General features: G+C 41.8%; 23 protein-coding genes. 16 read left to right on the top strand and 7 right to left on the bottom strand.

The window, feature by feature from the left end; all coding sequences use genetic code 11:
• The first annotated feature begins 148 nt into the window (after positions 1-148).
• From tgt to secF, 4 genes are all read left to right on the top strand, one after another.
• Complete coding sequence (gene tgt / locus VUI23_RS05690; RefSeq protein WP_216050023.1) at positions 149-1,261, top strand: tRNA guanosine(34) transglycosylase Tgt; 1,113 nt, start codon at positions 149-151, stop codon at positions 1,259-1,261.
• Between the two features lie 21 nt (positions 1,262-1,282).
• On the top strand, positions 1,283-1,615 hold the full coding sequence (gene yajC / locus VUI23_RS05695) for a preprotein translocase subunit YajC (protein WP_216050024.1): 333 nt from the start codon (positions 1,283-1,285) through the stop codon (positions 1,613-1,615).
• Positions 1,616-1,676: 61 nt separating this feature from the next.
• Complete coding sequence (secD, locus tag VUI23_RS05700) at positions 1,677-3,521, top strand: protein translocase subunit SecD (protein WP_216050025.1); 1,845 nt, start codon at positions 1,677-1,679, stop codon at positions 3,519-3,521.
• 9 nt (positions 3,522-3,530) lie between these two features.
• A complete protein-coding gene (gene secF, locus VUI23_RS05705; protein ID WP_216050026.1) occupies positions 3,531-4,472 on the top strand; it encodes a protein translocase subunit SecF in 942 nt (313 codons plus the stop codon).
• Positions 4,473-4,746: 274 nt separating this feature from the next.
• Here secF and suhB read toward each other — a convergent pair whose 3' ends face one another.
• Both suhB and VUI23_RS05715 read right to left on the bottom strand, forming a co-directional pair.
• Entirely contained in the window at positions 4,747-5,520 is a 774-nt protein-coding gene (gene suhB / locus VUI23_RS05710) for an inositol-1-monophosphatase (protein WP_216050027.1), read from the bottom strand.
• A gap of 133 nt (positions 5,521-5,653) precedes the next feature.
• Positions 5,654-8,161, bottom strand: a complete 2,508-nt coding sequence (locus VUI23_RS05715; RefSeq protein ID WP_303499516.1) for a PilZ domain-containing protein — start codon at positions 8,159-8,161, stop codon at positions 5,654-5,656.
• 137 nt (positions 8,162-8,298) lie between these two features.
• Between VUI23_RS05715 and radA the strand changes: the two genes are divergently transcribed.
• A complete protein-coding gene (radA, locus tag VUI23_RS05720; protein WP_216050029.1) occupies positions 8,299-9,663 on the top strand; it encodes a DNA repair protein RadA in 1,365 nt (454 codons plus the stop codon).
• A gap of 16 nt (positions 9,664-9,679) precedes the next feature.
• Here the strand turns inward: radA and VUI23_RS05725 are convergent, their stop codons facing one another.
• The 3 genes from VUI23_RS05725 to ettA form a co-directional block, all read right to left on the bottom strand.
• Positions 9,680-10,558 (bottom strand): diguanylate cyclase, encoded by an 879-nt coding sequence (locus tag VUI23_RS05725; protein WP_342807266.1) that lies wholly within the window; start codon positions 10,556-10,558, stop codon positions 9,680-9,682.
• Positions 10,559-10,722: 164 nt separating this feature from the next.
• Positions 10,723-11,076, bottom strand: coding sequence for a PilZ domain-containing protein (locus VUI23_RS05730; RefSeq protein ID WP_216050031.1), 354 nt, complete (start codon positions 11,074-11,076; stop codon positions 10,723-10,725).
• Between the two features lie 115 nt (positions 11,077-11,191).
• A complete protein-coding gene (gene ettA, locus VUI23_RS05735; protein ID WP_216050032.1) occupies positions 11,192-12,859 on the bottom strand; it encodes an energy-dependent translational throttle protein EttA in 1,668 nt (555 codons plus the stop codon).
• A 212-nt stretch (positions 12,860-13,071) separates the two neighbouring features.
• On the opposite strand from ettA, the gene VUI23_RS05740 reads away from it, so the two are divergent.
• From VUI23_RS05740 to VUI23_RS05750, 3 genes are all read left to right on the top strand, one after another.
• On the top strand, positions 13,072-14,064 hold the full coding sequence (locus tag VUI23_RS05740) for a Gfo/Idh/MocA family oxidoreductase (protein ID WP_342807268.1): 993 nt from the start codon (positions 13,072-13,074) through the stop codon (positions 14,062-14,064).
• Positions 14,065-14,283: 219 nt separating this feature from the next.
• On the top strand, positions 14,284-15,540 hold the full coding sequence (gene glyA, locus VUI23_RS05745; protein WP_216050034.1) for a serine hydroxymethyltransferase: 1,257 nt from the start codon (positions 14,284-14,286) through the stop codon (positions 15,538-15,540).
• Positions 15,541-15,683: 143 nt separating this feature from the next.
• On the top strand, positions 15,684-16,082 hold the full coding sequence (locus VUI23_RS05750) for a rhodanese-like domain-containing protein (RefSeq protein WP_342807270.1): 399 nt from the start codon (positions 15,684-15,686) through the stop codon (positions 16,080-16,082).
• 15 nt (positions 16,083-16,097) lie between these two features.
• Here VUI23_RS05750 and VUI23_RS05755 read toward each other — a convergent pair whose 3' ends face one another.
• Complete coding sequence (locus VUI23_RS05755) at positions 16,098-16,571, bottom strand: DUF6265 family protein (protein WP_342807272.1); 474 nt, start codon at positions 16,569-16,571, stop codon at positions 16,098-16,100.
• A 68-nt stretch (positions 16,572-16,639) separates the two neighbouring features.
• Between VUI23_RS05755 and nrdR the strand changes: the two genes are divergently transcribed.
• The 8 genes from nrdR (at position 16,640) to VUI23_RS05795 (ending at position 22,523) form a co-directional block, all read left to right on the top strand.
• Positions 16,640-17,095 (top strand): transcriptional regulator NrdR, encoded by a 456-nt coding sequence (nrdR, locus tag VUI23_RS05760; protein ID WP_216050037.1) that lies wholly within the window; start codon positions 16,640-16,642, stop codon positions 17,093-17,095.
• A 32-nt stretch (positions 17,096-17,127) separates the two neighbouring features.
• Positions 17,128-18,249 (top strand): bifunctional diaminohydroxyphosphoribosylaminopyrimidine deaminase/5-amino-6-(5-phosphoribosylamino)uracil reductase RibD, encoded by a 1,122-nt coding sequence (gene ribD, locus VUI23_RS05765; protein WP_342807274.1) that lies wholly within the window; start codon positions 17,128-17,130, stop codon positions 18,247-18,249.
• Positions 18,250-18,288: 39 nt separating this feature from the next.
• Entirely contained in the window at positions 18,289-18,951 is a 663-nt protein-coding gene (locus VUI23_RS05770; RefSeq protein ID WP_216050039.1) for a riboflavin synthase, read from the top strand.
• 48 nt (positions 18,952-18,999) lie between these two features.
• Positions 19,000-20,097 carry a bifunctional 3,4-dihydroxy-2-butanone-4-phosphate synthase/GTP cyclohydrolase II gene (gene ribBA / locus VUI23_RS05775; protein WP_303499510.1) on the top strand — a complete coding sequence of 366 codons (1,098 nt, stop codon included), beginning with the start codon at positions 19,000-19,002 and terminating at the stop codon, positions 20,095-20,097.
• A gap of 65 nt (positions 20,098-20,162) precedes the next feature.
• Entirely contained in the window at positions 20,163-20,636 is a 474-nt protein-coding gene (ribE, locus tag VUI23_RS05780) for a 6,7-dimethyl-8-ribityllumazine synthase (RefSeq protein ID WP_008845708.1), read from the top strand.
• A gap of 3 nt (positions 20,637-20,639) precedes the next feature.
• Positions 20,640-21,071: a transcription antitermination factor NusB gene (gene nusB / locus VUI23_RS05785; protein WP_216050041.1), complete on the top strand. Its 432-nt coding sequence runs from the start codon at positions 20,640-20,642 to the stop codon at positions 21,069-21,071.
• A 1-nt stretch (position 21,072) separates the two neighbouring features.
• Positions 21,073-22,038, top strand: coding sequence for a thiamine-phosphate kinase (gene thiL / locus VUI23_RS05790; protein ID WP_342807276.1), 966 nt, complete (start codon positions 21,073-21,075; stop codon positions 22,036-22,038).
• Positions 22,035-22,523 carry a phosphatidylglycerophosphatase A gene (locus VUI23_RS05795; RefSeq protein ID WP_303499506.1) on the top strand — a complete coding sequence of 163 codons (489 nt, stop codon included), beginning with the start codon at positions 22,035-22,037 and terminating at the stop codon, positions 22,521-22,523. Before thiL ends, VUI23_RS05795 begins: the two co-directional genes overlap by 4 nt.
• A 144-nt stretch (positions 22,524-22,667) precedes the next feature.
• On the opposite strand, the gene dxs is transcribed toward VUI23_RS05795, so the two are convergent.
• Positions 22,668-24,530 (bottom strand): 1-deoxy-D-xylulose-5-phosphate synthase, encoded by a 1,863-nt coding sequence (gene dxs / locus VUI23_RS05800; RefSeq protein ID WP_342807278.1) that lies wholly within the window; start codon positions 24,528-24,530, stop codon positions 22,668-22,670.
• Positions 24,531-24,545: the final 15 nt, after the last annotated feature.

Genomic DNA, 24,545 nt, shown 5'->3' on the forward strand with positions numbered 1-24,545 from the left:
ATAAATCCTTCCTTTTCGCTTATTAATGTAACTTTCAAGCTGAAATCTCCCTTAGATGATTTCAGCTTGCTCATTATTCCTTTATAATCCCCGCTGTTTTTCAGCACTGGACTGTTTTCCGGTATGCAGAAATTTTAAAAGGTTAAAAATGAAATTTGAATTAGATACAACCGATGGTAAAGCTCGCCGCGGTAGATTAGTGTTTGACCGAGGCATTGTTGAAACGCCTGCATTTATGCCCGTGGGCACCTATGGCACGGTTAAAGGCATGACACCGGAAGAGCTAGAAGAAACCGGTGCACATATTTGTCTAGGTAATACCTTTCATTTGATGTTACGTCCTGGTACTGAAATCATGAAGCAACATGGTGATTTACATGACTTTATGCATTGGGATAAGCCGATTCTGACTGACAGTGGCGGCTTTCAAGTATTTAGTTTGGGAGATTTACGTAAAATCACTGAAGAAGGTGTGACTTTTAGATCACCAATAAATGGCGAAAAAATTCTCCTTACTCCTGAAAAATCCATGGAAGTACAACGGGATTTGGGTTCCGATATCGTTATGATTTTTGACGAATGTACCCCTTATCCAGCCACTGAGCCTGAAGCTCGACGTTCAATGGAATTGTCCTTACGCTGGGCTAAACGCAGCAAACAGGCCCATGAAGGTAACCCGTCGGCATTATTCGGTATTATTCAAGGCGGTATGTACGAAGGTCTGCGGGATCAATCTTTGAAAGGTCTTGAAGATATCGGTTTCGATGGTTATGCCATCGGCGGATTATCTGTTGGCGAGCCGAAAGAGGATATGATTCGTGTTTTGGATCATACCGCAGATAAAATACCTGCTGAAAAGCCACGTTATTTAATGGGTGTAGGGCGACCAGAAGACATTGTTGAAGCCGTACGACGTGGAATTGACATGTTCGATTGTGTAATGCCTACACGTAACGCGCGCAATGGTCATTTATTTGTTACCGATGGTGTCATTAAGATACGTAACGCGAAACATAAAACAGATACAGGGCCTTTAGATGAGAAATGTGACTGTTATACTTGTAAAAATTATTCACGGTCATATTTACATCACTTGGACAAATGTAATGAGATACTCGGTGCAAGATTAAACACCATTCATAACTTGCGTTACTATCAAAGAGTTATGCAGGGTTTACGTGATGCCATTGCTGAACAAAAACTTGATCAGTTTGTTGAACAATTTTACGCACAAAAAGACATGCCGGTACCGGCTTTATAACTAAAAATATATGAGGAATTTATGAGTTTTTTTATTTCTAATGCTTATGCACAAGACGCTGGCGCACAAGGCGGTGGCTTTGAAATGCTTATTTTATTGGGTGTTTTCGGATTAATCTTCTATTTCATGCTGTATCGTCCACAGGCGAAACGGGTTAAAGAACATAAAAACCTAGTTGCCTCTATTGGTAAAGGTGACGAAGTCCTTACTCAAGGCGGTATGGTTGGCAAAGTTTCAAAAGTTTCTGAAGAAAAGGACTTTATTGAGATTTCGTTAAATGACAGTACAAATATCGTGATTCAAAAAGGCGCAGTTACAGCTGTGCTACCTAAAGGTACAATGAAATCAATCTAACTAAATTGAAAATGGCAAACGGTAGTTTGCCTTTTTCGTTTAAGTAGGAAAGGAATAGCAAGTGTTAAATAAAACTCCCCTGTGGAAGTACATTTTAGTGTTGATGGTCGTTGCCGTTTGCGCGTTATACGCTTCCCCTAATCTTTATGGTGAAGATTATGCAGTGCAGATATCTGCTGGTCGTGATGCAGTTCTAGATTTGTCTTTGGTAGATAAAGTGAATCAAGACTTAGCCGATGCCGGTATCGAAAAAAAGTCGATTGTACTTGAAAATGAGCAAATATTGGTTCGTCTTTACGATGACAGTGCACAAAGATTAGCTAATGAAACCCTCGCCGAATCACTAGGCAAAGACTACACAGTAGCGATGAATTTAGCCCCTGATACTCCTGATTGGTTGGACAGCTTAGGCGGTACACCAATGAAATTAGGTCTAGATTTACGTGGTGGTGTTCACTTTTTGATGGAAGTGGATATGAACTCTGTAATCACCAAGTCATTGACAGACATGGAAGGGGATTTTAAAACCTCTTTACGTGAAGAGAAGATTCGTTATTCACGAGTGAGTATTGTCGATGAATCTGTTCATGTGCGTTTTCGTGATCAAGAAACATTAGAAAAAGCCGAATTTTTCCTCAGAAATCGCAATCGTGATATTACTGTTGTTGATCAAGGTGATTTGATTTTAGTGGCCAAAATGTCAGAGCAGAAACTGTCTGAGATTCGGGATTATGCAGTAAAACAAAATATCACCATAATGCGCAACAGGGTAAACCAACTTGGTGTTGCTGAACCGGTTATTCAGCGCCAAGGTGCAGATCGCATTGTTGTTCAATTACCCGGTATTCAAGATACGGCTCGGGCAAAAGAAATATTAAATGCCACAGCTACCCTAGAATTTAAAATGCTAGATCAAGAACATGACATTCGTGATGCTTTAAATGGTCGTATTCCTCCAGGTTCTGAAATTGTAGAAGACCAACAAGGTGTTCCACAATTACTACTTAAAAAAGTGATGTTAGAAGGTAGCCATATCATTGATGCGAATGCTGGTGTCGATGAATACGGTATGCCAAAAGTATCCATTTCTTTAGATTCTGCTGGTGGCAGTAAAATGTCTTTGGCGACTAAAGGTAATATTGGTAAGCCAATGGCAACCGTATTTATTGAATATCAAGCAACTGGCGAGAAAAATGAGAAAGGCAAACTAATATTTGTTCCTGAGAGAGAAGTCGTCAGTGTTGCTACTATTCGCGCTCAATTAGGCAGTCGCTTTGAAATTACCGGCCTAGACTCACCCAAAGAAGCTCGTGACTTGTCATTGCTTTTACGGGCGGGGGCTTTGATAGCACCTATCTCCATCGTCGAAGAACGCACAGTAGGTCCAAGTTTAGGACAAGAAAATATCAATCTAGGCATGCAAGCCATCCTTTGGGGCTTTAGTTTAGTACTGTCATTCATGCTGTTTTACTACCGCGCGTTTGGTTTGGTTGCAAACGTTGCACTAGCAGCGAACTTAGTGATGATTGTTGGTGTGATGTCAATGATACCTGGGGCAACTTTGACTCTACCAGGAATGGCTGGAATTGTATTAACAGTTGGTATGGCTGTAGATGCTAATGTCTTGATCTTTGAAAGGATACGGGAAGAAATGCGCGAGGGCAGAAGTCCTCAACAAGCCATTCATCATGGTTATGACAGCGCATTTTCAACTATCTTGGATGCGAATATAACCACCTTCATTGCTGCTATCATCTTATTCGCAGTAGGTACTGGTCCAATTAAAGGCTTCTCTATCACGTTAATGATAGGTATAGCTACTTCGATGTTTACAGCCATTATTCTAACCCGTGTGATAGTGAACGGTGTTTGGGGTGGTAGACGTCTTCAGAAATTGTCGATTTAGGAGCGGGACATGCGATTTTTTAAATTAAAAGAAAGTATTGATTTTATGTCAATGCGCATTCCCGCCATGATTATATCGGGAATACTCATTATTGGTTCATTAGTATCTTTAGGGGTTAATCAGCTTAATTGGGGATTAGATTTCACCGGCGGTACATTGATTGAAGTAGGCTACGATAAACCTGCAGAATTAAACCAAATTCGACAGCAACTCGAAGCTGCAGATTTTGGTGACGCCATTGTGCAAAACTTTGGTAGTAGTGAAGATGTGTTAATCCGTCTAGCTCCTCGTGAAGGTGTAAAAGCTGAAGAAGTGGGCGATCAGGTTCTTAGCACTTTACGTGCAGGCGGTGATAACGTTGACATGCGCCGGATTGAGTTTGTTGGGCCAAATGTGGGTGAAGAACTGACAGAGCAGGGCGGTCTTGCAATGTTAGTCGCGTTGATCTGTATTCTGATTTACGTGGCTATGCGATTTGAGTGGCGATTTGCATTGGGTTCAGTTATCGCTTTGGCCCACGATGTCATTTTAACCTTGGGTTTATTCTCGGTATTGCAGCTTGAATTTGACCTAACGGTTATGGCTGCGGTATTGGCGGTTATCGGTTATTCATTGAACGATACTATTGTTGTTTCGGATCGTATCCGTGAAAACTTCCGTAAAATTCGTAAAGGGGAGCCGATCGATATCATTAATACATCTTTGACGCAGACCCTTAACCGCACAATTATTACTTCATTAACCACTATTTTAGTATTAATGGCGTTATTTTATAAAGGTGGGGCATTGATACATGGTTTTGCAACGGCGTTATTGTTTGGTGTGATAATCGGTACTTATTCTTCAATTTATGTGGCAAGTCTGGTGGCATTAATGCTGGGAATAAGTCGCGAAGATTTAATGCCAACAGTAGTAGAAAAAGAAGGTGCGGATCTAGACCCTCTTCCTTAGTCTTTTACTGTTTCGAAAGCCGGGTTTATCCCGGCTTTTTTATGCCTTAAATTTAGCTGCCAGCGTCGCGATTATTTCCATACATGTAAAGGTAAGGTATTCAGTCTTTAAACGAAAGATGAAGGGGTAACATCCACTCAGTTACATGGCTGAACGTGGCTGGGGGTATGTGAGGTTTAATAAACTCAAGGCATTAAAAAAGGAAGCTAAGCGCTTCCTTTTCACATAGATAAAAGACCAAACTATAACAATCTTTTAGTCAATACAGCGGCAACTATTTCAAATGTCTTACCAATGACTGAACAACACGAGGGTTACCCGCGACTATTTCGCCTTTATCAAGGGGATCGTTTCCGCCTTTATAATCGGTAACTAATCCACCAGATTCACGCACTAAGAGTTCACCCGCGGCAACATCCCAAGGTTTGATACCACGCTCCCAGTAACCATCGTAACGGCCGGCAGCAACATACGCTAAATCCAATGCGGCAGAACCACAACGGCGCACATCACCACACTGTTTAAAAATATTTGAAAAACGCTGAATGGCATCGTCTGAAGTTTCTTTCGCTTTAAAAGGGAAAGCCGTCGCTAGTACAGTATTGTTTAAGTCTTTTGCTTTTCCGGTACGAATTCTGAAACCATTTAATTGTGCTCCGGCCCCTTTACTTGCAGTAAAAAGTTCACCGCGAATTGGATCAAATACCACTGCCTGATCGATTCGGCCTTTGTGCATGAGTGCTATTGAAACGGCAAAGTGAGGAATGCCTTTGATAAAATTAGTGGTACCGTCGAGTGGGTCAATGATCCATTTAAATTCGTCACTGCCTTCAACTATGCCGCCTTCTTCACCTAGAAATGAGTGATCTGGGAAAGATTGCTGAATTTTTTCAATAATGACTTTTTCGGCTTCTTTGTCGATTTTGGTGACAAAGTCGTTCTCACCTTTTTTTTCTAACAACAAATCATTACGATTTTCAAAACCACGAGTTATCACATTTCCAGCAGCGCGAGCAGCGCGCACCGCAATATTCAGCATAGGATGCATAAGTTACCACCAATTTTTAAAAGAACGGACGAGCAGTCTTGAACAATTATCACTTTCAAAACCGCACAAAATTTCGCCGCGCAGTCTACCAGTTTTACCTGCAGATGCAATCAAATTCTAGTATTAGTGTCGGCTAGGCCTTTAACAAATCTTCGATTTTGTCGGAATTTACCTTGTGATAAGCCGGCATCTGTTGGTTATCAAAAATCTGTTGCTGGCTAAAGTTATGTCGAATCATCACTTCGTCGGTGACATCGATCAAATCACCTACGCCAATAATATTCCAAAGTTGTTCTTCGAGTATTTTGGCACGATGTATTGCGTAAATACCTACGTAACTAATTTCTGCTTGCAATCGTTCAATATCAGGCCGTCCTGCTCTGGCTAAAAATACTTTAACCGCTATAAATTGGCCCGATTCGCGTGCTTGATTAATGAAGTTTTTGCGTTCTTTATCACCATGAAACTGATCTGAAAAACGGCTCTTAATTGCCTCATTGATGAATTCACGGCTTGGGTCGAAGGCAACAAATATTTCTCGCATTACAGGTTTGTTATTTGTTTTGATCTTTTTCAAGGTGTATTGAATAAAGTCGAGTTCAACGCCGTAAGTTGAATATAAAAAATGCATATTGTATTGGCCGCTTTCAGCATCAAAAGCCAATAGATTATTTAACCGACTATTCGGATTGCTAGTAACTATCGCATCAGGTAGAAAATCAATCCCTTCTTTACGGATAAAAAAGGCGGTATTGAGCACATTCTTAGCAAACAGATTGCGCAATGCTGAGCCCATCCCTGGAATTTCCTCTTCTTCACTGTGGGCCTTTAATTTGCCTCGGTTATTGCGTATCAGCTCGTCAAAAAAGCGTTGTGCCGTCTTGTTAACCGAATCTACTACAGCTTGTAAATGCAGTACGTTTCGATCGTATGAAATGCCTTTCACTTTGTATGGTAAGTTGGCAAGGTTAAATTTTTTGGTGACATTTTGTAGTAGCGGGAAACTGAGTTTCACGAGATCGTTTTCTTCGCCATGGAAAAAGTCATTCAACTCAACGCGCATTCCTCGTGTAGACACATCTTCACTGCTTCCTTCGATGGTCATGTCACCAAAATTTAATTGCACTTTTGTGCGCAGTTGATAGCGAGTTTCTTTGCGTTGGTTATGGTATTTAAATCGAAACATTTGCACCGCTGGTGGCAGTTTGTTTCGAGGATGCCCAAACACTTTAAGCTGTGATATTTCGCCACGGCGAATGGGGATTTTTTCGTAATTTTGGGTGCCCACTTCATCGGTTATATCTGTTAATAGGGCGATATGTCTGACATTTTTAAGGCGCGACATTAATCTTGGTGCCGGTGGATGATTTTGACGCTTCACAGCACTGCTGACAGTGTCGGGCAAAGACAGCGGCATGTGTACCTGATTTAAATCTAGGTTTGTAATTTGTAATTTGAAAACCCGCCAACTGGCTTTTCTGCCGCCATAACCAAGGAAAACCTTCATTAAATCAGGACGCTCAAACAATTCTTCTTGGGTGGCTGAATAAAAGTAAACTTTGTCATCTTTAACGTGATTAAAAGAATACACAATGGTTTCCTGAAAGTGCTCAGGCAAGGTTAACAGCCGTGCAATACGTTGATGTCCTAAAACGTAACCTAAACGCAGCTCAAATAACTCATCGCTCCAGTAATATAATGGGTCTTTATTACTGTCATTAATTAATGCGTATTTGGGAACATAGATATTGTTTATTTTTTCGATATAAATCGGCACAGAGGTGACATTGGGAATGAAATACTGCTCGTAGGTTTTTAAATGTATCGCCGTGAGCGTGTTGTCCATATTAACTTTATAGCGACGTTTATTGCCATGGATAAACTTTTCAAAAAAATCTTTAAAGGAATGGGGAGCATGCTCATCATTCTTCTGCAATGAAATACGTTGTTCGCGCTGACTGTTTTCTACATCGACTATGTTATAACCAACCCCAACCTTGCGATCAATAGTGTATTCGCCTTCCAAGCCTCTGAATTGGACTGTTATACGTTCGCCAACTTTGAACAGATGTTCGTTGGCTACTTTCACTTTTAAACCACTTACTGAAACGTCAATGGTAGTCGCTTGGATGCTCTTATTCAGCTCGGTAAACAACTCAATATTCACCGCAAAATTCATCCGCTCTTCACTGCGTTTTGCATATTCACCAAAGCGCAGAACTTCAGCATGGTGGGGTTTTCGTTCTTCTACTACGACCCCTTCTTTCTCAGCTTCTTCTCTTTGCTTTTGATAAATAACTCGATAACTGTTTTCGGTATTTTTGACCGCCTCATAAACGCCCATGGTATATTCACCAAAAAGCCGTACCTGCTTTTCGAACACATCAATGGCAGTATCATCTAGAAAGTGGGTTTTATCTTGATAGGTAAATTCTCGACAGTCACCGGCCACTTGTCCTCTGAGATCGATAAGCCGCAGGCAGGGGCGGGATAGGCGCTTTAATTCCATTTTAATTAAAAAACGTTTTTGTTTGGGGATGCCTGAAGCCACCTGCGATAGAACCTGATTAAATTCAGGTTCATTTATCATTGGTTTTAACTGTTCTATAATGTCGTGGTACTTTTCTAAATCTTGACTCATGCCAATCAAATGTTCGCTATGGTTAAGGCGTCGTTATGATATTCTTTTATCGGCAACGAATAAATAACCTTTGATCCCAACTTACCGGTTTAGTTGATTTACTCAACTAGCCCTAATTTAATGTAGTTCAACAACTTATGGCTAAACGTAAAATTGCTTTTGTATGTACCGATTGTGGAGCAGAGTTCCCTCGCTGGCAAGGACAATGTAACGATTGTCAGGCATGGAACACTATTTCTGAAGTGGTTCTCAGTTCTGACAAACATTCACCAGAACGAAATTTAAAAGGTTATGCAGGGCAAACTCATGCCAAGGTCGAAACCTTAGATAAAATAGACTTACAAGCGCTGCCGCGCTTTAGTGCCGGTTTTAAAGAGCTAGACCGAGTACTCGGAGGCGGTGTTGTGCCTGGTGCAGCAATGCTTATTGGTGGTTCTCCTGGAGCGGGTAAAAGTACCTTATTATTGCAAGTTATGTGTCACTTGGCTCAAGGACGGAATACGCTTTATGTGACCGGCGAAGAATCGTTGCAACAAGTTGCGATGCGCGCTCAACGTTTAGGATTACCTACTGCGAAATTAAAAGTGCTAGCCGAAACCAATGTCGAAACGATTTGTGAATTAGCATTAGTACATAAACCAGACATCATGGTGATTGACTCTATACAGGTTATGCATGTGAGTGATATTCAATCTGCACCGGGCAGTGTTTCTCAGGTGCGCGAAAGTGCAGCTTTTCTCACACGTTTTGCTAAACAACATCACATTGCCATGTTTTTAGTGGGGCATGTAACCAAAGAAGGCAATTTGGCAGGCCCTAAGGTATTGGAACACTGTATTGACTGTTCAATGATGCTCGAAGGCGAAAGTGATAGCCGATACCGAACATTACGAGGTAATAAAAATCGTTTTGGCGCAGTGAATGAGTTGGGTGTGTTCGCGATGACCGATAAGGGATTGAAAGAAGTAAGCAATCCATCCGCCATCTTCTTGAGTCGCGAAGAGCAACAATCACCAGGCAGCATCGTAATGGTGGTTTGGGAAGGAACCCGTCCTTTGTTGGTGGAGATTCAGGCGTTGGTCGATTATTCTCAAATGGCAAATCCTAAACGTATCGCGGTGGGCACTGAAGCTAATCGTTTGGCTATGTTACTTGCGGTTTTACATCGACACGGCAACGTGCAAATGAATGATCAAGATGTGTTTGTCAATGTCGTCGGAGGGGTGCGTATAGCCGAAACCAGTGTCGATTTAGCCCTGTTGTTGGCAATGATATCCAGTTTTAGGAATCATACTCTATCGCGAGAGCTTATTGCGTTTGGTGAGGTGGGGTTAGCGGGCGAAATACGTCCGGTACCAAATGGAACTGAACGTATTCAAGAGGCTGCCAAACATGGCTTTAAGCGAGCAATCGTACCTAAAGGAAACAAACCTAAACAGGTGATTCCGGGCATTGAAGTCGTAGCGGTTTCGCGATTATCTGAAGCATTAGAGGCGTTATAGTGGAGTCTATGCAGGCCTACTCAATAATGAATTGATCACGGCCTGCATCTTTCGCTGCATATAATTTTTGATCTGCTTTTTGGATAAGTTCATTCGGGGTTAGATCCTGAGGAGAAAGACAGATACCGCCTGCACTGATTGTTATCCGACTAAAACTCGATAGCTTATGTGGTAAATTCAAGTTTCGAACAGCGTTAAGCATGCTATCGGCAATATATTGTACGCCGCTCAAATCAGTATGAGGCAGCACTATCGCAAATTCCTCGCCTCCGTATCTGGCTAGACAGTCTGTGGGACGTTTTAAAACTTTACCCAATGCATCTGCTACTGCCCGTAAACAATAATCTCCCTTGATATGACCGTAAGTGTCGTTATAAAGCTTAAAATTATCGATATCGATTAGGATTAATCCAATATGATGTTTCATTCGCGTGCACAGCTTCATCTGATTGCCCAAAAAGCCATCAAAATAATGTCGATTTTGTACCTCTGTTAATCCATCGACAGTAGCCAATCGCGTAAGTTTATCCGCCATTAATTTAGCGGCTAAATGTGAATTGACTCTATGCCGCAGTGTGGTCACAGAAAAAGGTTTGGTTATAAAGTCGGTGCATCCCGCTTCCCAGCATTCATCTTCTGCTTCTGGCGAGTTGTGGGAGCTAACAAAAATGATCGGAATCTCTTGTGTACTTTCGTTTTCTTTTAGCTTTCTACACGCAGTCAAACCGTCCATAACGGGCATGTTGATATCCATCAATATGATGTCAGGTAGTCTATGGCTGCAAAAGTCTAAAGCTTCTTGCCCAGAGGCTGCATGATGGGTTATAAAATTATCTGAAAGCGCTTTAGCTGCAATTAATGCACTAATTGGTTCATCTTCCACTATCAGAATCAAAACTTTGTCTTTTTCAAATAATTTGTCAACTACTTTGAAGATAACTCAAACTCCTGTCTTAAGCTTTTCAACAAAACACTTATATAAAGTTCGTTTTTGAGCTGGGTATGTTAAGTACACAAGAGTGTACATAAAATTTATACTAATGTTTATTATACTTAGGATTAAGAAACTAAAGAAGTTATGTCTCTTTGCAGCAGTGAAGCATCACCTAAATTTAGTTCAACTAACCTGCGTAAATCTGAAATGCTGTCAATGTCCATACATTTAATATGAAAGCCTAAACAATGATTTGCACAATGCACGATTTCACCAAACATTTTAATTACTTGGTTAGTTCCTTCGATCTCTATATTGAGTTCAAATTCTTGCTCTAGGTCAGCCTCAAATTCATCGGGATATCCAATAAGTGCGCCATTTAAAGAAATATCAATAATGCTAGTTTGCCAATGACGATTTTGTTGGAACAAAATGGCTGGCGCTGAAAAATCAACGCGGTTAAATTGACGTTTTTCCATAGTAAGTCCCAAAGTTGCCATCAATGGCCATAGTTAAGCATAAAAAGCGTGTGAATGCGCCCAAGATTTTACCCGGACACATCTTTCACACACTGATATTCGCGCGTCTCACTGGCTATTTACTGATTTTTTTGTATTTAAGTCTGTGGGGTTCTACCACATCTTCTCCAAGGGTTTCTTTTAACCAAGCTTCGTAATCGGTGTAATTACCTTCATAGAAGTTGATTTTTCCCTCATCACGGTAATCCATAATGTGAGTGGCCACTCTGTCTAGAAACCAACGGTCATGGGAAATAACCATAGCACAACCAGGGAATTCCAAAATTGCATTTTCCAAGGCTCTCAAGGTTTCAACATCTAGGTCGTTGGTTGGTTCATCTAACAGAAGTACGTTGCCACCTGCTTTAAGCAATTTCGCTAAATGAACTCGATTACGTTCACCACCAGAGAGATCTTTAATAAATTTCTGTTGGTCAGTACCTTTAAAGTTAAAACGACTACAATATGCTCGACTGTTTAGTTCGAAATTACCAATTCGGATAATATCCGAGTCATCGGATATCTCTTTGTAAACGGTGTTTTTCTCGTTCATATGATCGCGAAACTGTTCGACACTTGCCAGTTGCACTGTATCGCCTAAAACGATTTCTCCCGAATCCGGCTGCTCTTGTCCGGTGAGCATACGAAACAGGGTTGATTTACCTGCACCGTTAGGGCCAATAATGCCGACAATCGCGCCTTTTGGCATGCTAAAAGATAAATTATCGATTAACAGTCGATCTCCATAAGACTTAGATAACCCCGTAACTTCAATAACTTTGTCGCCTAGCCGCTCACCGGGCGGAATAAACAACTCATTGGTTTCATTACGCTTCTGGTAATCACCAGTGGTCAATTCGTCAAACCTAGCCATTCTTGCTTTGCTTTTGGCTTGACGGCCTTTGGGGTTTGAACGAACCCACTCTAATTCTTGTTTAATGGATTTTTGACGGGCGCTTTCTGTGCGCTCTTCTTGGGCAAGACGCTGGTCTTTTTGTTCAAGCCAAGAGGAGTAATTACCTTCCCACGGAATACCTTCGCCGCGGTCAAGTTCTAATATCCAACCTGCGACATTATCAAGGAAGTAGCGGTCATGGGTAATCGCCACTACTGTGCCTTCATAGTCGTGTAAGAAACGCTCGAGCCAAGCGACTGATTCAGCATCCAAGTGGTTAGTAGGCTCATCAAGAAGCAGCATGTCAGGCTTTTCTAATAATAACCGACACAGAGCCACTCGTCGTCTTTCACCACCAGACAATTTACTTACATCTGCATCCCAAGGTGGTAGACGAAGTGCATCTGCAGCTCGTTCTAAAGAATTCTCCAGATTATGGCCGTCTTTGGCTTGAATTATTGCTTCTAATTGGCCTTGTTCTTTTGCCAAGGCATCAAAGTCTGCGTTTTCTTCTGCATATTCAGCGTAGACTTCATCTAAGCGTTTAATAGCGTGGGCAACGTCTGCAACGGCTTCTTCAATATTACCGCGCACATCTTTACTTTCATCTAATTGGGGTTCTTGGGGGAGGTAGCCAATTTTTAGCTCTGGAGAAGGCCTAGCTTCCCCTTCTATATCTTTGTCAATTCCAGCCATAATGCGCAGTAATGTTGATTTACCTGCGCCGTTTAAACCTAAAACGCCAATTTTAGCGCCCGGGAAAAAACTCAATGAAATGTTTTTAAGTATGTGTCTATTGGGTGGGACAATCTTGCCCACTCTGTGCATGCTATATACGTATTGTGCCATAGTACCGATTTAATAAAGGGTAAAACATTAGTGTAATCCAGACCGAGCCACAGTCCAATGCTGATGTGATATTTTTTGCCACAGATTACGGTATTTGCTGATAAGTACTCGTTAGTTGAATCGTTTTCGTGTTTAAAACTATCGCTTTGCCCCTTGTATTTTTATTTACCTTCTGCAGAATAAATTTAACGGAAATGAAATTAGGAATAGTTATGTTGAATTGGGGTCTTATTGGACCAGGGGTCATAGCCCATCAATTTGCTACGGCACTAGCAAGTTCGGTTCAAGGAATATTATATGCTGTGGCAAGTCGAAATATTGAGCGTGCCAAAGCGTTTTCAGAGCAATATCGCGCCCCTGTGACATTTGAAGATTATCACGCTTTAATTGCCGATCCAAACGTTGATGTGGTCTACATTGCCACTCCACATTCCCATCATTTTCCGTTAGCCAAAGCGTGCCTAATGGCTGGGAAACACGTGTTGATGGAGAAACCGCTTACGGTAAATGCCCAGCAAACTAAGCAATTGATAAGTCTTTCTCAACAACATCAATGTGTATTTCAAGAGGCTATGTGGAGCCGCTTCATGCCGTGCTTTGAACAGGTTAAAGAGTGGATAGAACAACAACAAATTGGTGAGGTTGAATATATTACTTCGCAAATTGGTTTTGCTTTTTCAGACCTAGAAAATCACCGTATATCCGATCCTGCGTTGGCTGGCGGAGCCTTATTGGACCTGGGAATTTACAGTGTTAGTTTGAGTCAGTATTTGTTAGCCGAAAATCCATCTGAGATACAGGCAACAGCCAAAATAAACAAAGATGGAATTGATCACAATACAGCGGTGAATTTAACTTATCCGTCCGGCGTCATTAGTCAATTTACCTGTACCATGGCTGCCCAATGCTCCAATGTTATGAGCATTCATGGAAAAGATGGTTACATTTCTTTGCCGGCATATTTTTGGAACGGACGGCAAGCGCAATTATTCAAAAATGAAAAATTGCAACAAACCTTGGATTTCCCTCATCCAGTTAATGGCTTTGAATATCAAATCGAATCAACCATGGAGTCAATATTACTGGGGCGTTCTTGCGATTCTAGAATGAACCATGCAGACAGTCTCAGTGTGATGCTCACCTTAGATGCGATTCGCCAACAAATAAATCTAAGGTTTCCAGAATTTATCGAGTCTGTTGATTAAATATTCAGCCGTATTTGGGCAACAGTTTAGATTCTCGTAAATAATCACAATAGCCCTCTCTAACAGGTATAAATTATACTTAAGGGTTTGGATCATTTTTCAGTAAAAGTATGTACAAAACGATCAAAATGACTAGAATAAGCGCTCATTTTTTATCCCTGCGAAGGTGAAATTATGCGTTATCACCTGAACGTTGTGCCGAGTTGTTGAGGAGACACCATGCTGAAACGTAACATGAATATTGCTGACTTTGACCCCGAGTTATACGATGCGATCGTAAAAGAAACTCAACGCCAAGAGCATCACATCGAGCTTATTGCCTCGGAAAATTATTGTAGTCCGCGAGTTTTGGAAGCCCAAGGTTCTCAACTTACCAACAAATACGCAGAAGGATACCCTCACAAGCGTTACTACGGTGGATGTGAGTATGTTGATATCGCAGAAGATTTAGCGATTGAGCGAGCCAAACAGCTATTTGGTGCTGAGTATGCCAATGTACAACCGCATTCAGGATCGCAAGCAAACTCTGCTGTCTTTATGGCGTTACTTGACGCTGGGGATACCGTTCTAGGAATGAGTCTAGCTCATGGTGGACACCTTACTCACGGTGCTCATGTTAGCTTTTCAGGCAAAACCTATAATGCTGTTCAGTATGGTCTAAATGAAGCGACTGGCGAAATTGATATGCAGCAAGTGGAAGATTTAGCACTTGAGCATAAACCGAAAATGATTATTGGTGGCTTCTCTGCATATTCAGGTATTGTTGATTGGCAGAAGTTCCGTGAGATTGCCGATAAAGTGGGTGCTTTCTTGTTGGTTGATATGGCACATGTTGCTGGATTGGTGGCTGCTGGGATTTATCCTAATCCATTACCCCATGCACATGTCGTAACCACTACTACCCATAAAACGTTAGCTGGTCCTCGTGGTGGATTGATTCTATCTGCTTGTGGTGACGAAACTATTTACAAAAAATTGAATAGTTCTGTATTTCCAGGTAATCAAGGTGGTCCTTTGTGTCACGTGATTGCAGCAAAAGCAGTAGCCTTTAAAGAAGCCCTAGAACCAGAATTTAAAGAATATCAAAAGCAAGTTGTCGTAAATGCCAAAGCTATGGTTAGCGTAATGCAAGAGCGTGGCTATAAAATTGTTTCGGATGGAACAGATAACCATCTGTTTTTGCTGGATTTAATTGATAAAGATATTACTGGTAAAGATGCCGATGCTGCATTGGGTAGTGCCAATATCACAGTCAACAAAAATTCGGTACCAAATGATCCTCGCTCTCCTTTTGTAACCAGTGGCTTGCGTATTGGCTCTCCAGCAATTACCCGTCGCGGGTTTGGCGAACAGGAAGCTAAACAAGTGGCAAATTGGATTAGTGATGTGCTTGATGATATTGAAAGTGCGGAAACTATTGCTAGAGTTAAAAAAGAAGTGATTGAATTATGTGAGAAATTCCCCGTTTACGGTTAATTTCTAACACTCTACTACATATAGCCGCTGTTTATCAGCGGCTTTTTTTTGTCTTAGAATCATCGAATATTGGCTTACTAGCTACTTTGCCTTTGCCCTTAAGTTGCTGATAATAAAACTCACTTTTGTTAGAGGAGTAATATATGTCATCAGTAGTATCACGAATACCTGCCGCGTCAGTTGACATCGCAAAGGCCCATTTTGCACATTTATTAAGTTTAGAAACGGATTGTTGGGATACACATTTTGCCATCAGCAATAACCGTCAAGATTTTGTGTTGCTGGATGTGCGAAGTTTAGTGCTTTTCAAACAAGGCCATTTACCCAACGCGATAAACTTACCCCACAAAAACATCAACTCTGAGACAATCCAAACTTACCCTAATGAAACCTTATTTGTGGTGTATTGTGCTGGCCCTCATTGCAATGGCGCTGACAAGGCCGCTCTTAAATTAGCTGAATTGGGGCGACCAGTGAAAAAACTCATTGGTGGGGTAACAGGTTGGTTAGACGAAGGATTTGAATTAGTCACTGAAGAGTAAATCACTTGCCAAAGACTAATTGGCACTTGGTTTTAATTGGTAGTGCACCTTAAACCCTCTGCCATTGTTACCTGACACATTTACTAACAGGGTGTTTTCCGTACGTAAATATTCTATTTGCTTTGGAAAATCGTGATTTGGATTTTCAAAGGTAACGGTATTTGCTGTGCAGTTTTTCGCTCTAAAGGCCACTGGTAAGCTATTGTGGCCAACTTTTGCTAAATAAAATATCTCTGTTTGCATTTGTACTAAACGCATACTTTCTTGTTGCTTGAGTTTTCCTGATGCATCTCGGCTGCTGCCTGTTCCTGTTAAGGTGTCGTCGCTTATTTTCAACCAACTTTCTTGGGTATTGCCATCTGGCGTCGTTTGCCAGTTCCCCACAAGCCATTGCAGTTGGGTTAGGGAAACACATTTCGAATCAGCAGCCTCTACGTGCGCATTAAATATAATTATCACTATTGATAATAGATAAATTAGACGTTGCATATATCACCTTTTGACTTTTTTATGCTAGTTTAGCGAGCATCTGTAGATAGTGAAAAGAAAATAAGTCTATGTTTTGTCCTTTCTGCTCTGAACAAGAAACTAAAGTTATCGATTCCCGATTGGTTGCCGAAGGTCATCAGGTGCGCCGCAGACGAGAGTGCACCGCTTGTCATGAGCGCTTTACTACCTTTGAAATTGCAGAGTTAGTGATGCCTAGAGTGGTTAAGCGCGACGGTTCAAGAGAGCCGTTTAATGAAGATAAATTGCGCGCCGGTTTATTGCGAGCATTAGAGAAACGCCCCGTAAGCACTGAAAAAGTGGAACATTGTATTAGTCAGTTGAAGTCATCTTTGCGCGCAACAGGAGAGCGGGAAATTAGCAGCGAATTCTTGGGCAGCTTGATCATGGATGCGCTCAAAGAGCTAGATAAAGTCGCCTACGTGCGTTTTGCATCGGTTTACCGTTCATTCGAAGATATTCGTGAGTTTGGTGAAGAAATTGCCAAATTAGGTGAAAAGCCTTAATTTTTTTATCCGCTTAGCGAAATTGGTACAAAATGTCTGCCTATAATTTTTCAAATTTAGACCATCATTTAATGAGCATCGCTCTAAAGTTGGCCAGCAAAGGTCAATTTACTACGACACCAAATCCCAATGTCGGCTGTGTTATTGCGAATCAAAATGGGGATGTACTAGGTCAAGGATGGCACCATAAAGCAGGCACTCCTCATGCTGAAGTACATGCTCTTAAACAAGCAGGTGACAAAGCACTAGGCGCGACCGCTTATGTTACTTTAGAGCCTTGTAGTCATTTTGGCAAAACTCCTCCTTGCGCTGATGCGTTAATTCACGCCGGTGTGAAACGTGTGGTTGCTGCTATGGTTGATCCCAACCCGAAAGTCGCGGGAAGTGGATTAAAACGTTTATCTGAACAAGGTATCGATGTCTCCCATGGTCTAATGACAGAGCAGGCTGAACTATTAAATCGCGGTTTTATAAAACGGATGAAATATAATCGTCCGTGGCTCACAGTGAAACTAGCCGCAAGCCTTGATGGTAAAACAGCATTAGCGAATGGTCATAGTCAATGGATTACGGGGGCGGCGGCGCGCTCTGATGTGCAAGAACATCGAGCTAGGAGCTGCGCCATATTGTCTGGTTCCGGAACGGTTTTAGCCGATAATCCAAGTCTAAATGTAAGATATAACGAATTAAGTCATGCCAAAACGTGGATAACTGAATCTGAACTTCGGCAACCCCTGCGAATTATTTTAGATGGTAAAAACCAACTTACTGATAATTTAAAAATGTTTGATCTTGATGGTCGAAATCTAATTATAAATCGCAAACATAACCCTTCAATAAGAGCCAGCGTAGAACAAGTCCAAATAAATAGCCTAGGCAATAAACTTGATTTACAAGCCATGTTACAAATTTTGTCTGAAAGACAATTAAATGAAGTTTGGGTAGAGGCTGGTGGCCGGCTTGCAGGGGCGTTAGTTCAACAAGACTTAGTAGATGAGTTGATTTTATATCAAGCGCCCAAACTATTGGGGGATAAAGGTCAAAATTTGTTTGTGATGGATGAACTGACACAAATGAATCAAGCTAAAATGTTACGATGGTCCACTGTTCGTATGGTCGGTGATGATTTGAAAATGGTCGCACATTTTAAATAACTGACTCAATTGAAATTTTTGCAAATATCGGATGACAAAATGTTTACTGGAATAATAGAAGATGTAGGTCATATCGCAAAATTGCAACCCAAGGGTGATGATATTCGCCTTACCGTTGCAGTGAATAAGTTAGATATGTCAGACGTGGCATTAGGTGACAGTATCGCCACCAATGGTGTGTGTTTAACCGTTGTGGATTTTTCAGATAAACATTACAGCGTTGATGTCTCTCCTGAAACCATCAAACGTTCTGGTTTTGCTAACTACACTGTGGGCGACAAAGTAAACCTTGAGAAAGCCATGCAGGCAAGCTCTCGCTTTGGCGGCCATATTGTCAGTGGTCATGTGGATGGTGTGGGAAAAATCGTGGCCATTAATCCGATTGACCGTTGGTTAGAAATCTGGATTCAAGCACCCGATGAATTAGCTAAATACATATCTGAAAAAGGCTCCATTACAATTGATGGTGTTAGCTTAACTGTCAATGACGTGGATGGAGCTAAGTTTATGCTCACGTTAATTCCACATACCTTACAAGAAACAATTATCGGTAATTACCAAGTTGGAAGTTTAGTTAATCTAGAAGTGGACTTGATTGCTCGCTATCTGGAGCGTTTGATATTAGGTGATAAAGCCGCACACAGTCAGAATAAATCAGGCATAGATCTGCAATTTTTGGCTGAAAACGGCTATTTGAAGTAAACCAAATTTAATCTATTAAAATACACAAAATACAGAGTACCCTACACAATGGCATTACATAGCATCGAAGAAATAATCGAAGACATCAAACAGGGCAAAATGGTGATCCTGATGGATGATGAAGATCGTGAAAATGAAGGCGATCTGATTATGGCCGCAGAATATGCGACTCCTGAGGCTATCAATTTTATGGTCACCCATGCTCGAGGGTTGGTGTGTTTGCCAATGACAGCAGAACGCTGTCAGCATTTGAATTTACCATTAATGGTCGATAACAATAGTGCCCAATTTTCTACTAATTTCACCGTTTCAATTGAAGCCGCTAAGGGAGTTACTACTGGGATTTCTGCGGCGGATCGAGCGCAAACTATTTTGGCTGCCGTCAACAAAAATGCAAAAGCAGAAGATATTGTTCAGCCTGGCCATATTTTTCCGTTAATTGCCAAAGAGGGTGGTGTACTCAATAGAGCGGGCCACACTGAAGCAGGAGTAGACTTAGCAAGATTAGCTGGTGCAGAACCTGCTTCGGTTATCGTCGAAATCTTAAATGAAGATGGCACTATGGCACGAAGACCTGAACTAGAATTATTTGCTGAAAAGCATAATTTGAAAATGGGTACCATTGCCGATTTAATCGAATATAGAAACCTCAATGAAACGACCATAGAACAAGTCGCTAGTTGCAAATTGCCCACTCGCTACGGCGAGTTTGATTTACATACCTTTAAAGATGTCATTGATGACCAAGTGCATTTTGCTTTATGTAAAGGCAAAATCGACAGTGACAATCCTACCTTGGTTAGAGTGCACTTACATAATACGTTTAACGATTTATTTGCATCTGAACGCTCTGCCCAGCGCAGCATGGGGTTGCACGAGGCGATGCAAAAAATCGCCGATGAAGGAGGCGTTTTGGTGCTATTGGGTAAGCAAGAAGATCTGATTGCGCAGGTAAAACAATTTGAAGCCGAAGATCAAGGCAGAAGTGCGGCTGCAGCTAAATATCAAGGCACTTCACGAACCGTTGGAGTGGGAAGTCAAATTCTCGCTACCCTAGGGGTGCGTAAGATGCGTTTGCTAAGCAAACCTAAGAAATATCACGCCTTATCGGGTTTTGGTCTAGAAGTTGTCGATTACGTATATTAATCCATTTGGGTTTCCATGGCGTTGTGCTATAATCCGCGCCGTTTTTCTTACAGGGCTTCACAAACATGAATATCATTGAAGGTAATGTTCGCGCAACCGGCAAAAAGTTTGCGCTGGTTGTATCTCGGTTTAACAGTTTTGTTGTTGAGAGCTTAGTTGACGGAGCATTAGACACTCTAGAACGTGTGGGTGAAGTGAGTGATCAAGACATTACTTTGGTTCGAGTTCCCGGTGCTTATGAGCTTCCCATCGTAGCTAAAAAATTAGCTGAGCAAAAAAAATACGATGCTATTATTGCCTTAGGTGCTGTTATCCGTGGCGGTACCCCCCATTTTGATTTTGTTGCTGGCGAATGTAATAAAGGTCTAGCACAGGTTTCATTGGAATACGGCATACCGGTTTCTTTCGGTGTAATCACTACTGACAGCATTGAACAAGCAATCGAACGTTCAGGCACCAAAGCAGGTAACAAGGGCGCTGATGCGGCCATGGGTGCACTGGAAATGGTAAATGTCATCGCGCAAATTGAAGAGGCATAATCCGTGAAGCCATCTGCACGTAGAAAAGCAAGAGAGCTTGCGGTACAAGCCGTTTACTCTTGGCAAATGAGCAAAAACCCAGTGGAGCAAATCGAACTGGGAATTGCCACAAGCACAAATATGGAAAAAGTCGATATGGCATATTTCCAAGAATTGTTGCGAAATGTTGTCAAAGATAGTGAAAACCTTGATAAAACGATCAAACCATACCTTGGGCGTTTACCAGAAGAACTTGATGTGGTGGAAAAAGCTATTCTGCGCATTGCAACCTATGAACTTACCGCACGTATTGATGTCCCTTACAAGGTAGTGATAAACGAAGCTATCGAATTGGCGAAATCTTTCGGTGCGGACGAAAGCCATAAGTTTGTAAACGGTGTGCTTGATAAAGCAATTAAAACCCTCAGAAAACACGAATTATCTTCAAAAGAGTAACGTGAAAGAATTTGATATTATTGATCGCTTTTTTAAACAAGAGCGAGAGTCGCGTAAAGACGTAATTCAGGGCATTGGGGATGATTGTGCAATCACTCGTGTGCCTGAAGGCCTTAACCTTGCCATCACCACTGATACATTAATTAGTGGCGTGCACTTTCCCGTGGATACGCCACCTGAAGCGATTGCGCATAAAGCATTGGCGGTTAATTTAAGTGATCTGGCGGCTATGGGGGCGGAGCCAGCTTGGTTTAGTTTGTCCCTATCTCTCCCTAATATAGACGAAGCTTGGTTAGAGGCTTTTTCACAATCCCTATTTGAAGTATCTAAATACTACTCAATACAATTAATTGGCGGTGATACTGTACAAGGTCCATTGGCAATTACCATTACAGCTCACGGTTTTGTTCCGAATGAACATGCGTTAATGCGCAGCACTGCTAAACCTGGCGACTTAGTATATGTTACTGGCACCATAGGTGATGCAGGAGCCGGACTAGATATTAAATTGGGCAAACTCGATAGTTCTGAACTTGCTGCTAATTACTTATTAAACCGACTAAATTATCCTGCACCAAGATTGCTGGCTGGAACGGCGTTACGACGCACGGCAAGCTCTTGTATTGATATATCTGACGGCCTAGTGCAAGACCTGCAACATATTCTTAATGCATCTGAATGTGGTGCTAAAATCCACGTGAAAAATCTTCCCTTATCAGTGGCCCTCAAAGAAACGGTCGATTTAGAGCAAGCAATCCAATATGCACTCAGTTCAGGTGATGACTATGAGCTTTTGTTTACTGTTAATGAAGAACAAAAGGGCAATTTAGAAACTGCTTTGGCTAACGCAAATATTAATGCAACTTGCATTGGTCAACTTACCGGCGTAAAACGAAAGCTTGAATTGGTTTTTGATGATGAGCCTTATGAGCAACAGGGTGCATGTTTTGAGCACTTTAGCGTTTGAACGCTGAACAACGAAGCCGAGTTACGCTGAGTAACCCAGCACATTTTTTGGCTTTAGGAGCAGGGTCAGGCCTTGCCTCTAAAATGCCTGGAACATTTGGTACCCTTGCCGCTGTACCACTTGTTTGCTTGCTGCTAGAAACCGTCTCCTTGAATGTTTATCTATTTCTATGTCTGATAGCCAGTGTTGCCGGTATCTGGATTTGCGGCAAAACTGCCGATGATATGGGTGTACACGATGATTCATCTATCGTTTGGGATGAAGTGGCAGGCATGATGATTACTATGATTGCGGTGCCTTTGAGCTGGCAGACTATGCTGGTGGGGTTTGTATTGTTCCGTGTTTTCGATATTCTCAAACCATGGCCAATAAGCTACTTAGATAAACATGTTCACGGTGGTTTTGGTATTATGGCCGACGATGTGTTGGCGGGAATCGCTGCTTTTGCTAGTCTACATTTGCTACTGCACTTCGGGGTTCTATAGCTCGTTACTTTTAACGTCTTGTTCTTCCACTATTTCCAGCTTCTATAAATTTATCTGAATCTTTGCCGCCACTGTCACTTAGCTTATAAGACCCTAGCAACATCAAATAACTGGCTAATTAAATAGCCAGTTAAAAGTCAGTGATTAGTCTAAAAATTCTCTTACTTTGGCAACAATACCAGCACCGTCTAATTGCAACTCTTTATACATCTCTTGTTGCGTTCCTTGCATGATGAACTCATCAGGTAAGCCTATTTGCAGTAACTTGCTCGTGTACTTTTGACTGAGTAAATATTCTGCCACTGCACTGCCTGCACCACCCGTAATTGCGCCATCTTCAAGGCTTACAAATAGCTCAAAATCCTTGGCTAATGAATCGATTATGTTGCTATCCAAAGGTTTTACAAAGCGCATATCTACCATAGTCGCTCCTAATTCTTCCGCCGCTTCAATAGCATAGGGCAGCAAGGTACCGAAATTCAAAATAGCTACTTTATTACCATGTCTGAGCGTCCGCGATTGACCAATTTTAATTTCGCTCATGGTTTTTTCAATTTTAGCACCAACCCCAGTACCTCGCGGATAACGTACCGCCGCGGGTTGATTTAGTTTGTGGCCGGTGTACAGCATTTGACGGCACTCGTTCTCGTCAGAAGGGGCCATAATAATTAAGTTCGGAATACAGCGCATAAAGGGGATATCAAAGGCGCCTTGATGGGTTGGACCATCGGCACCGACCAAACCAGCGCGGTCTACGGCAAAAAGCACCGGAAGGTTTTGCAATGCTACGTCATGAATTAACTGATCATAAGCTCGCTGTAAGAATGTTGAATAAATTGCTACAACTGGATTGAGCCCTTCTTTGGCTAAACCTGCAGCGAAGGTTACTGAATGTTGTTCGGCAATGGCCACATCAAAGTACTGTTCTGGAAATTCTTGAGAGAATTTGACCATACCCGAGCCTTCACGCATTGCCGGAGTGATGGCCATCAATTTTGAGTCCAAAGCGGCCATATCACATAACCATTCGCCAAATACGTTTGAAAAAGTAGGACCACTGGGAGCTGATTTTGGTAAGCCATTGTCTGCAGGGTTGAACTTAGGCACGGCATGAAATTTAATCGGATCTTTTTCCGCTAACTCAAATCCTTTGCCTTTTTTGGTTACCACATGAAGAATTTGTGGGCCTTTAATATTTCGCATGTTACGTAAGGTTTCAACAACCCCTTTCACATCGTGGCCGTCGATAGGACCGATATAATTAAATCCAAGCTCTTCAAATATGGTGCCTGGAACCACCATACCTTTTATATGTTCTTCTGCTCGACTGGCAAATTCTTTTATAGGCGGTACATTGCTTAATAATTTTTTGCCGCCATCGCGAATCGAATTGAAGAAGTTTCCCGTTAACAGGCGCGCTAAATGACTATTGAGTGCGCCAACATTTTCTGAAATCGACATTTCGTTATCGTTCAGAATAACCAACACATCTTTATTGATGTCTCCGCCATGGTTTAGAGCTTCAAACGCCATACCTGCGGTCATAGCGCCATCACCAATTACCGCGACTACCTTACGATCTTTACCTTCTTTTTCAGCAGCCACAGCCATGCCCAAGGCTGCGCTTATTGACGTTGAAGAGTGACCTACAGCAAAGGTATCGTATTCGCTTTCTAACGGCCAAGGAAACGGATGTAGGCCATCTTTTTGACGAATGGTCGTCATTAGTTCTCGACGACCTGTCAGAATTTTATGGGGATAAGCCTGATGACCCACATCCCAGATGAGGCGATCAAAAGGTGTGTTATAAACATAATGAAGTGCGACCGTTAGCTCAACAGTGCCTAGTCCAGAAGCGAAATGCCCACTACTTTTACTGACGCACGACAAAAGGTATTGACGCAATTCATCTGCACACTGTCTTAATTGTTCTTGTGGAAGTTTACGCAAATCTTCAGGCGTATTGGCCTTTGCCAAGATAGGATAGTGAGCTAAATCAAGTGTCATGTTTTGCCTAGTATT

It is taken from the genome of Alteromonas sp. M12 (genome assembly GCF_037478005.1).
Classification (GTDB): domain Bacteria; phylum Pseudomonadota; class Gammaproteobacteria; order Enterobacterales; family Alteromonadaceae; genus Aliiglaciecola; species Aliiglaciecola lipolytica_A.